Raw genomic sequence first — 662 nt, 5'->3', positions numbered from 1 at the left:
GGGGCATCGCGCGGGATTGGCGCAGAGACCGCGCAGGTGCTCGGGGCGGATGGCGATCATGTGATCATCAACTATCGAGAGAAGTTGAAGCGTGCGCAGGCGATCGCAGACGGCATCGCTCAAGCAGGAGGGACCGCATCGGTCGCCGGCGGCGATCTGTCCGACGAAGTGGCTGCAAATCGCTTGATCGCCGAGGTGACCAAGGAGTTCGGGCGCCTGGATGTGCTGGTCCTGAACGCGTCCGGTGGGCTCGAACTCGGTGCGGGCCCGGACTATCCGATGAAGATCAACCGTGACGCGCAGCTCAGGCTCGTCCAGCTGGCGTTGCCGCTCATGCCATCTGGGTCTCGGATCGTGTTCGTCACCAGCCATCAGGCGCATTTCCACGGCCGCAAGCCTGTGCCGGCGGAGTATGAACCCATCGCGGAGAGCAAGCGCGCAGGAGAAGACGCATTGCGGAACATGATCCCGCTGCTCTCCGATCGCGGAATCGAGCTCACCGTTGTGTCGGGCGACATGATCGACGGCACGATCATCGTGCGACTACTCGAACGCCGGAACAGCGACGCCGTCGAGGCGCGTCGAGACCAAGGGCCACTGCCGACGGTCGAGGAGTTCGCCCGCGCGGTCGCCGATGCCACTCGCAGCGACAACGCTACGGG

The 662-nt window shown here is 64.8% G+C and carries 1 protein-coding gene; it reads left to right on the top strand.

Translation table 11 applies throughout. From position 1 onward, the window contains the following. The coding region (locus AC1DYG_RS18740) for an SDR family oxidoreductase (protein ID WP_477641379.1) at window positions 1-662 on the top strand (662 nt) is incomplete at both ends.

It is taken from the genome of Pedococcus sp. P1_H8, from assembly GCF_056405175.1.
Note: the sequence above shows the minus strand (reverse complement) of the source record. Positions and strands in the feature narration are given on the sequence as shown.